Raw genomic sequence first — 9,485 nt, forward strand, 5'->3', positions numbered from 1 at the left:
GGCGCTAAGGTCGAGAGTGCAAGCGAGGAGCCGAAGTGACCTATAGCCAGATTCCGCCCGATCCCGAAACCCCGCGCCGTATCGCGTTTGCCATCATGGCGCTGTCCAGTCTCGCCCTTTCGGGCTGCGCCGCCTACAGCCCCGAAGCACTGCTCCATCGCTACGAGGGGGGGGTGATCAGTTCGGGGCCGCCGCCGGCACCCGGCCTGCGATCCCCGTGGCCCAATCTGGCGACCGTTCCGGCGCGCCCCGTCTCGCTCTCGCCCCAAGCCCAAACGGCGATCCGCACCCGCCTCGAGGCGGCCAATCGCGGTCAGAACAGCCTGGGCGGCCACCATCCGGCGTCGCCGAAGCCGGCCCCGCCCATCCCGCCCGTGCCATCGCTGCGCCTGGGGTTCGCGCCGCGCAGGGCCGTGCTGTCATCGCGGCAGGTTGCGCTGCTGCGCGGGTTCGCAGCCCAGCGTGCCGGCCATCCGGTTCTCGCCGCGGGTTTTGCGCCTGAAAATGCACCAGGAAGCCTGCGCCTCGCTTTGCTGCGCGCGGCCGCCATCGCCAATGCGCTGGAAGCCGCGGGCGTGCCGCCTGCTTCTATCCGGATCGAAGCGCTCGCAGGCGGTCGCGGCGGCGCGGCACAGGTGTTATACCCCCGCGACCCATCCACCACTCCGGACGCCCAGGACCGATCATGACCGAGGAATTTCATCGAATTCGCCGTCTGCCTCCGTATGTTTTCGCAGAGGTCAATCAGGCCAAGGCGGCCGCGCGCAACCGGCGCGAGGACATCATCGACCTCGGCATGGGCAATCCGGACAGCGCGACCCCGCCCCATATCGTGGCGAAACTGGTGGAAACCGTCGCCGATCCGCGCAGCCATCGCTATTCGACCAGCAAGGGCATTCCCGGCCTGCGACGCGCGCTCGCCGCCTATTACGACCGCCGCTTCGGCGTGAAGCTGAACCCGGAGACCGAGGTGATCGCAACACTCGGCTCGAAGGAGGGGCTGGCCAATCTCGCCAACGCGATCACCTCCCCCGGCGACACGATCCTGGTCCCCAACCCGTCCTACCCGATCCATCAGTTCGGCTTCATCATCGCCGGCGCCTCGGTGCGCTCGGTGCCGGCCACGCCGGATGACGAGATGCTGCGCGCGCTTGACCGCGCGGTGCGGCATTCAGTGCCTAAACCGACTGCCCTGATCGTGAATTTTCCTTCAAATCCAACAGCATATCTGGCGACGCTGGATTTTTATAAGGAAATCGTGGCGTTCGCCCGCAAGCACGAGATCTTCATCCTGTCCGATCTCGCCTATGCCGAGATCTATTTCGAAGGCGCGCCGCCGCCCTCGGTGTTGCAGGTCGAGGGGGCGAAGGACATCACGGTGGAATTCACCTCGATGTCGAAGACCTATTCGATGCCCGGCTGGCGGATGGGCTTTGCCGCGGGCAACCCGCGGCTGATTTCCGCGCTGGCGCGGATGAAATCCTATCTCGATTACGGCGCCTTCACGCCGATCCAGGTGGCCGCGACAGCGGCATTGAACGGCCCGCAGGATTGCGTCGAGCAGATGCGCACGCTCTATCGCGAGCGGCGCGACGTGCTGATCAAGGGCCTCGCGCAGGCGGGCTGGGATGTGCCAAGCCCGGCGGGATCGATGTTCGCCTGGGCGCCGATTCCGGAGCGATACGCGCATCTCGGGTCGGTTGATTTCGCGAAACTCCTGCTCGAACGCGCCAAGGTCGCGGTCGCGCCGGGGATCGGATTTGGCGAATATGGCGATGGCCATGTCCGCATCGCGCTCGTTGAAAATACCCACCGGCTCCGCCAGGCGGTGCGCAATATCCGTGCGTTCATGGCGCCAGGCAATGCGCCGAACCCGCAGGAAAGCGTCTCGGCATGAGCGGTGAGCTGTCGGTCGGGATCGCCGGACTCGGGACGGTCGGTGCCGGAGTTTTACGGCTGTTGGAAGAGAATGCCGGCATCATCACCGCGCGGGCCGGGCGGCCGGTGCGGGTGGTGGCGGTGTCTGCCCGTGACCGGACGCGGGATCGCGGGGTTTCGCTTCAGGGTATCCGCTGGGTCGAGGATTCGCTGGTGCTCGCATCTGATCCGGCGGTGGATGTTGTCGTCGAACTGATCGGCGGTGCTTCCGGTGCTGCGCGCGATCTTGTCGAGGCGGCTCTGCTCGCCGGCAAGCCGGTGGTGACGGCAAACAAGGCGCTGATCGCGCAGGCGGGCGGCGAACTCGCCGGGCTGATCCGTGGCGGCCCGGGTATTCGCTTCGAAGCGGCGGTGGCCGGGGGTATTCCGGTGATCAAGGCGCTGCGCGAGGGGCTTGGGGCCAACCGCATCGCCAGCGTGTCCGGCATCTTCAATGGTACCTGCAACTACATGCTCACGCGTATGCGCGACGAAAAAATGGAATTCGCCGACGTGCTCGCCGAGGCGCAGGCGCTAGGCTATGCCGAGGCCGACCCCTCAGCCGATATCGACGGCGTGGACACCGCCCACAAGCTGGCGATCCTCGCGGCCATCGCCTTTGGCCGCCAGGTCGATTTCGGTGCCGTGCATGTCGAGGGCATCCGCCGCATCAGCGCTGTCGATATCGCGTTCGCCGATGAACTCGGCTACCGGATCAAGCTGCTAGGCATCGCCCGCGCCAGCGAAGCGGGGATCGAAACCCGGGTGCATCCCGCGATGGTGCCGGAGCATTCGGCGCTCGCGAAAGTGGATGGCGTGAACAACGCGGTCGTGATCAGCGGCGAGCCGGTCGGCGATATCGTGCTTCAGGGACGCGGCGCCGGGGCGGGGCCCACCGCCTCTGCCGTGGTCGCCGACCTGATCGACCTTGCGCGCGGCCGGCAGACGCCGATGCTCGGCATGGCGCCGGATGCGCTGCGCAGCGCGGCCTCGGTGCCGATGGCGGCGCATCGCGGGGCCTATTGCCTCCGGTTGATGGTGCTCGACCAGCCAGGCGTGATCGCCGACGTGACTGCTGTGCTGCGCGACCACGGCATTTCGCTCGAAACAATGCTTCAGCGCGGCCGCAGCCCGGGCGATGTGGTGCCGGTGGTGATCATCACCCACGAGACGGGCGAGGCCGCGATGGCGGCGGCGCTGGTGCAGATCGCGGCACTTCCGGCGGTGCAGGAACCGCCGGCGCTCATCCGCATCGAACAAGCCTGACCTAAGCTCGACCCAAGGAGACCGCGTAGATGGATAACGCCAAGACCCCGGCCCAGTCGGACCGCAACCTTGCCCTCGAACTCGTGCGTGTGACCGAGGCCGCAGCACTTGCGGCTTCGGCCTGGATCGGTCGGGGCGACAAGAACAGCGCCGATGGCGCCGCCGTCGGCGCGATGCGCCAGGCGTTCAACGCTGTCGCGATCGACGGGCTGGTGGTGATCGGCGAGGGCGAGATGGACGAGGCGCCGATGCTTTACATCGGCGAGCGCGTCGGCGCCGGCGGACCGGAAATGGACATCGCCGTCGATCCGCTGGAAGGCACGACGATCGCCGCCAAGGGCGCGCCGAACGCGATCGCGGTGATCGCTCTGGCCGAGCGGGGCAAATTCCTGCACGCTCCCGACATATATATGGACAAGATCGCCGTGGGGCCGGGACTGCCGGAGGGGGTCGTGGCGCTGGATGCGCCGGTCGAGGAAAATCTCCGCAACCTCGCTCGCGCCAAACGTTGCGATATTTCCGACCTCATGGTCTGCACGCTGGAGCGCGAGCGCCATGCGGAACTCATCGCCCGTTGCCGCGAAGCCGGCGCCCGCATCACCCTGATCGGCGATGGTGACGTTTCCGGCGTGATCGCGGTGGCCCAACCCGAAACAGGGATCGATCTTTATGTCGGGTCCGGCGGCGCTCCCGAAGGGGTTCTTGCGGCGGCGGCGCTTCGCTGCACCGGCGGGCAAATGCAGGGCCGCTTGATGTTCGAGGACGATACGCAGACCGAACGGGCGAGGGGCATGGGCATCACCGACCCTTCGCGCCTCTATCAGGTTCACGAAATGGCATCCGGCAGCGTGATGTTCGCGGCAACCGGTGTCACGACGGGTCAGATGCTGCGCGGCGTTCGCCGCAGCGCTGCGGGTGCGGTGACGCACTCGATCGTGATGCGGTCGAAATCCGGTACGGTCCGCTATATCGAAGCGCATCACAACTTCCAGACAAAGCCGTGGACGCACGTCTGAGCGAGAACCCGCCGGCTTTCGGGGTCGAGCATAGTCTGGCTGGCCGGCGCTGGCTTTGGCGACCCGCCGAGGACCGCATCGCGCAGGCGATCGCCCAGCGTTGCGGCGTCCCCGACGTGGTCGGACGCCTGCTTGCCGGACGCGGCGTGATGCCCGACCGCGCCGCCGATTTTCTCGATCCTACCCTTCGCGCCTATCTGCCGGATCCCTCAGCGCTGACCGACATGGATGTCGCGGCGGCGCGCATCGCCGATGCGGTGCAGCGTGGCGCGACTGTTGCGATTTTTGGCGACTATGACGTCGATGGTGCCTGTTCGGGCGCGCTCATGGCAATGGGGCTTGGTGAACTCGGCGCCCGGACCATCAACTACGTCCCCGACCGGCAACGCGAGGGCTATGGGCCGAACGCGCAGGCTTTGCTCGCTCTGGCGGCGCAGGGGGCTGAACTGGTCGTCTGCGTCGATTGCGGCACGGCAGCGCATGATGCTCTTGCGGCGCTGCGGGGGCGGGCCGACGCCATCGTGCTCGATCACCACAAGAGCCAGGGGGCACCGCCGGCCATCGTCGCGACCGTGAATCCAAACCGGGCCGATGATGAGTCCGGCCTTGGCAATGTTTGTGCGGCGACAATCAGTTTTCTCACCCTTGTCGCAGTGCAGCGCGAACTGCGCCGGCGCGGCTTTTTTGCAACGCGTCCTGAACTTGACCTCATCTCGATGCTTGATCTGGTCGCGCTCGCGACCGTCTGCGATGTGATGCCGCTCAGCGGCCTTAACCGTGCGCTGGTGGCCCAGGGGCTGAAGGTCATGGCGCGGCGGGGGCGGCCGGGTATCGCGGCACTGCTGGATGTTGCCCAGGTAAAGGAAGCGCCCGGCACGATGACCTGTGGCTTCGCAATCGGTCCCCGCATCAACGCCGCCGGCCGTATCGCTGAAGCCGATCTGGGCCTGCGCACGCTGCTTGCCCCGGAATTGGCGACCGCCACAGCACTGGCGCGCCGTCTCGACGAGATCAATCGTGAGCGTCAGGCGGTTGAAGCGGGTCTGCTTGATGAGGCGATGGCTCAGGCCGAAGCGCAATTCGCTGCCGGCGCCTCTGTCGCGCTGGTCGCTGGCGAACGATGGCATCCCGGCGTCGTTGGCATTGTTGCCGGCCGGATCAAGGAGGCTTTCAACCGTCCGGCCCTGGTGGCCGGGATCGCCGAGGGCACGGCGGTCGGATCGGGCCGATCGGTGCCCGGGATCGATCTTGGCGGCGCGATCATTGCCGCGCGCGAGGCGGGGCTGCTGATCAAAGGGGGCGGCCATGCGATGGCCGCAGGGTTCACGTTTGAAGCCGAACGTATTGAAGCCCTGCGTGATTTCCTTGCCGAGCGACTGGCTGCGGCAGCAACGCTTCCCAACGCCCCGGATCTGGCGATCGAGGGTACTGCTGCGGTGGCCATGATCGACGAGACGCTTGCTGCGGCCATCGGCCGGGTCGGGCCGTTCGGCGCTGGCAATGAGGAACCGGTTTTCGTGGTTCCCCGGGCCCGCGTTGTCCGCTCCGACAGGATCGGGCGTAACGAGGGGACGATCCGGGCCATTGTCGAGGGCGAGACAGGTGGGCGGCTGAAAACAATCCTGTTCCGCGCAGGAGAGAATGACCTTGCGGCGGCGCTGAGCCGACCGGGCGGGGAGCCGTTGAACCTCGCCGGTCACATCCGCGCTGAGCAATGGAATGGGCGCACAACGGTCAGTCTGATCCTGATCGACGCTGCACCCGCTTGACCTGCCCTTCCCACTCGGCTACCCAGCCTTCGCGCGGTCCCGTTCGTCTAGAGGCCTAGGACGTCGCCCTCTCACGGCGATAACAGGGGTTCGAATCCCCTACGGGACGCCAAGCTTCACAACCCATTGAATTTACTAGAGTTTATCTAGTGTCGTCCCGCTGAAGTGACACACGTTTGTGCCACCTGTGGGAAGCCATCATGGCGTTGTGTTCTTACGTCGAGAGACGGCGTCTGACCTACTATTTTCGGCTGCGTTTGCCGGTCGGGATCGATGATCTGTTTGGCCGAACGCACCTGATCGCGGTATCCATCCGGTGTGAACCGCCTGCCGGTACGGCAAGGAGGCGTGCATAAGAGCGCTGCTACGAGCTGATTCATGGTAAGGGGCGGCGGGCGGATGGAGATTATCACGGGGGTAGAGCGCCGGCGCCGCTGGCGGGATGAGTGCGGATTCCGGAGAATTCGCCCATGGATTCCGATTTTAATTCGCCCACGATTCCGACGTTTATTCGCCCGGGGATTCCGAGATTTATTCGCCCGGGTAGCGGTCTCTGTGGCTGTTGATTTCGTTGCTCTCCTGTTCTCGTTGGGTCAAGCGGTTTTTGGGGTTTGCTTGCGGATCTTGCGCAGGCTTTCGCCGGTGAGTTCGATGCGGTGGGCATTGTGGAGCAGACGGTCGAGAATGGCGTCGGCGTAGGTCGGATCGCCGATCAGCTCATGCCAATGCGCCGGGGGATCTGGCTGGTGATGATGGTGGCGCGGCGGCCGTAGCGATCCTCGACGATCTCGAGCAGGTCGTGACGGGCGCCGGCGTCGAGTGGAGCAAGGCCGAAGTCGTCGAGGATCAGTAGATTGACGGCACCGAGGGTGCGGATCATCCGGCCGTGACGCCCTTCGGCGCGGGCGACCGCGAGTTCTGCGAAGAGTTTGGGGGCGCGCTGATAGAGCACGGTCCTGTCATCGCGACATGCCTTGTGACCGAGGGCACAGGCCAGCCACGATTTTCCGACCCCTGTCGGCCCGCTCAGGACGAGATTGTCGTGCGCGTCGATCCACTCACCCTGGATCAGCTTCTGGAACAGAGCCCGATCGAGGCCGCGGGCACTCCGGTAATCGACATCCTCGATTGCAGCGTCATGGCGCAGCCTGGCATGGCGCAGCCTTGTGCTCAACCGCTTGTCACGTCGGACGGTGATCTCGCGGTCGAGCAGAAGACCGAGCCATTCGGCGTGACTGAGGCTGGGGGTTTCGGGATTGGCGTGCAGCTCGGTGAACGCGCGGGCCATGCCTGCAAGACCGAGCTGGTGGATCTGATCGAGGGTCGGATGGTTCAGCATGAGGCTTCTCCTTGTCATCAGTGGAAATATCCGCCGCCCCGGATGTTGGGGTGGCGGATCGGGGTGGGATCGGGACTGGCGGTGCCGGCGGCTCGCTCCAGCCGGTTATCGAGGATGGATTTGACCGAGCCGTAGGTCAGGGTGCCGATGGTGAGCGCGCGCTCGGCCGCGGCATCGAGCCGGTCGGCGCCAACACTGCGGGCCAGGCGAAGGATGCCGATGCAGGCGCGGAACCCCTGCTCCGGATGAGGCCGGCGTTCGAGGATCAGGGTGCAGAGTGTCGCGACCGAGGGACCAAGCCGTGCGGCTTCCTGATGGATCCGTGCGATGGTCCAGTCGCCATAACGCCGGTGGCTCGAGGGCATGTGCTCGGCGATCGTCGTGTGTTTGCCGTTACCCGGCCTGCGTGCGTGCACGGCGATCCGTTCGCCACGGAGAAAGATCTCGACCGTGCGCACGGTGAACCGGGCCTCGACCTCGGCGCGGGCGTGCCGGTAGGGGACGGAGTAAAAATGCTTCTCGATCTCGACGTGATAATCGATGCCGACCCGCCGGCGCCGCCATTGCGCCAGCACATAGGGTTCGGCCGGCAGTTCCTTCAGCGCGGGACGATCGAGTGTTTCCAGCAGATGCCGTCTTGTCGCCCCCAGGCGACGGACGACCCGCTCCTCGTTCAGCCAGCGGCAGAATTCAGCGATCGCGGCATTCAGTTCGGCGAGGCCGTAAAATGCCCGGTTGCGCAGCTTGCCCAGCAGCCACCGCTCCGCCAGCAAAACCGCCACCTCGACCTTCGCCTTGTCACGCGGCCGCCGCGGCCGCGCCGGGAGAATGGCCGTGCCGTAATGGCGCGCCATATCGGTGTAGGTCCGGTTGACCTGTGGATCGTAGAGGCAGGCGCGGATGATCGCGACCCTGGCGTTGTCGGGCACCAGCAGCGCCGGCACGCCGCCAATTGCTGCCAGAGTGCGATTATGCGCCTCGATCCAGTCCGGCAGGGTCTGGGTCCAGGTCGCCTCAGCATAGGTGAAGCTCGATGCGCCGAGAACGGCGACGAAGATCTGGGCCGCACGCGTCTCGCCGGTGAGCCGGTCGATCACCACCGGCACCGTGTCGCCGGCATAATCGACGAACAGCTTCTCGCCCGATGCGTGGGTCTGGCGCATCGTCACCGGTAGCCGGGCTTCCCAGCTCCGGTAGAGCTCGCAGAACCGGCTGTAGCGATACCCATCCGGGTGCTCGGCAATATACTCGTCCCACAGGATCGACAGCGTCACGTGCTTGCGCTGCAACTCGCGGCGGATACGCCCCCAGTCCGGCTCATCCACACGTCGATGCCCCGGCCGCTTGCCCACCGCGCCGTCGAACAAGCGCCTTTCCAATGCCGCTTCGGACAGCGCCAGAGCCCCTGGCCCATCGAGCCCGGCCGCCTCCAGTCGCCGCAGCGTCAAGCGCACCGTCGATGCCGCAACCCCGACCCGGATCCCCACCTGGCGGGTCGAAAGCCCCGCCATCCTCAATCTGACAATCTCGCGCACATCGCGCATCGCAATCCGCTCCACTGGCATTCATCCGCTCCCTCGATCAGCCAAAGGGAGGGAACCTGAACCAGCCAGCAGAGACCTCAAGCCAACCCGGCCAACCCCGCCCGCCTGGGCGAATAAAAGTCGGAACAGGTGGGCGAATTAATCTCGGAATAGGTGGGCGAATAATTCCCGGAATCCCGGGCGAGTTAATCTCGGGAATCCCGGGCGAATTGAGCCCGGAATCAGCACGGGATGAGGACAAGCTTCGGATTGTGGCGGAGGCTGAGGCGCCGGGTGCGGTGTTTGCGCTGGTTGCGCGCGGCACGCGATTTCGAGAGGGCAATTGTGGAAGTGGCGCGGTCAGGTTCGGCGTGGTGAGTTGGTGCCGGTGCCGATGGTACCGGAATTCATTCCGGTGCGGGTAATGGCGAGTGCGGCACTGTCGATGCCGCGGGCGGCAGGCAAGTCAGCTTCGGTGAACGACGCGAGCGTTGATCCGATGTCGCAGAGGCGAGCCACGCGATGCGATGCGAGCCGGATCGAGATCGTGCTGCCGGACGGGACGTGTGTTCGGTTTGATGATGGAGTTGGGGTTGCCGCCTTGCGTCGGGTGCTGACGGCGGTGCGGCGGTGATCCCGGTCTCGGCCGGTGTGC

The 9,485-nt window shown here is 65.9% G+C and carries 7 protein-coding genes, 1 tRNA gene and 1 pseudogene; 7 read left to right on the forward strand and 2 right to left on the reverse strand.

Features of this window, described 5'->3' with window-relative positions:
- Positions 1-35 precede the first annotated feature (35 nt).
- The 6 genes from ACIDOCELLA78_RS87535 (at position 36) to ACIDOCELLA78_RS87560 (ending at position 6,080) form a co-directional block, all read left to right on the forward strand.
- Complete coding sequence (locus ACIDOCELLA78_RS87535; RefSeq protein ID WP_201728455.1) at positions 36-689, forward strand: hypothetical protein; 654 nt, start codon at positions 36-38, stop codon at positions 687-689.
- Entirely contained in the window at positions 686-1,897 is a 1,212-nt protein-coding gene (locus ACIDOCELLA78_RS87540; RefSeq protein ID WP_201728456.1) for an LL-diaminopimelate aminotransferase, read from the forward strand. The genes ACIDOCELLA78_RS87535 and ACIDOCELLA78_RS87540 overlap by 4 nt, the downstream gene beginning before the upstream one ends.
- Positions 1,894-3,183 carry a homoserine dehydrogenase gene (locus ACIDOCELLA78_RS87545; RefSeq protein ID WP_201728457.1) on the forward strand — a complete coding sequence of 430 codons (1,290 nt, stop codon included), beginning with the start codon at positions 1,894-1,896 and terminating at the stop codon, positions 3,181-3,183. Before ACIDOCELLA78_RS87540 ends, ACIDOCELLA78_RS87545 begins: the two co-directional genes overlap by 4 nt.
- Before the next feature lie 29 nt (positions 3,184-3,212).
- Positions 3,213-4,199 carry a class II fructose-bisphosphatase gene (gene glpX / locus ACIDOCELLA78_RS87550; protein ID WP_201728458.1) on the forward strand — a complete coding sequence of 329 codons (987 nt, stop codon included), beginning with the start codon at positions 3,213-3,215 and terminating at the stop codon, positions 4,197-4,199.
- Entirely contained in the window at positions 4,184-5,968 is a 1,785-nt protein-coding gene (gene recJ / locus ACIDOCELLA78_RS87555) for a single-stranded-DNA-specific exonuclease RecJ (protein ID WP_201728459.1), read from the forward strand. The genes glpX and recJ overlap by 16 nt, the downstream gene beginning before the upstream one ends.
- Positions 5,969-6,004: 36 nt before the next feature.
- Positions 6,005-6,080, forward strand: a tRNA-Glu gene (locus ACIDOCELLA78_RS87560).
- 481 nt (positions 6,081-6,561) lie between these two features.
- Here ACIDOCELLA78_RS87560 and istB read toward each other — a convergent pair.
- Positions 6,562-7,307 (reverse strand): annotated as a pseudogene (gene istB / locus ACIDOCELLA78_RS87565) (IS21-like element helper ATPase IstB).
- Between the two features lie 17 nt (positions 7,308-7,324).
- Positions 7,325-8,851: an IS21 family transposase gene (istA, locus tag ACIDOCELLA78_RS87570; RefSeq protein WP_201727680.1), complete on the reverse strand. Its 1,527-nt coding sequence runs from the start codon at positions 8,849-8,851 to the stop codon at positions 7,325-7,327.
- Positions 8,852-9,218: 367 nt separating this feature from the next.
- Here istA and ACIDOCELLA78_RS87575 point away from each other — a divergent pair, with 367 nt between their 5' ends.
- Positions 9,219-9,464: a hypothetical protein gene (locus tag ACIDOCELLA78_RS87575; RefSeq protein ID WP_201728460.1), complete on the forward strand. Its 246-nt coding sequence runs from the start codon at positions 9,219-9,221 to the stop codon at positions 9,462-9,464.
- Positions 9,465-9,485 lie beyond the last annotated feature (21 nt).

It is taken from the genome of Acidocella sp. C78 (genome assembly GCF_907164655.1).

What these genes read in the sequence shown, in the direction of transcription:
- istA (WP_201727680.1), bottom strand. Translation starts at nt 8,851, where the DNA reads ATGCGCGATGTGCGCGAGATTGTCAGATTGAGGATGGCGGGGCTTTCG.
- glpX (WP_201728458.1), top strand. Translation starts at nt 3,213, where the DNA reads ATGGATAACGCCAAGACCCCGGCCCAGTCGGACCGCAACCTTGCCCTC.
- ACIDOCELLA78_RS87540 (WP_201728456.1), top strand. Translation starts at nt 686, where the DNA reads ATGACCGAGGAATTTCATCGAATTCGCCGTCTGCCTCCGTATGTTTTC.
- ACIDOCELLA78_RS87545 (WP_201728457.1), top strand. Translation starts at nt 1,894, where the DNA reads ATGAGCGGTGAGCTGTCGGTCGGGATCGCCGGACTCGGGACGGTCGGT.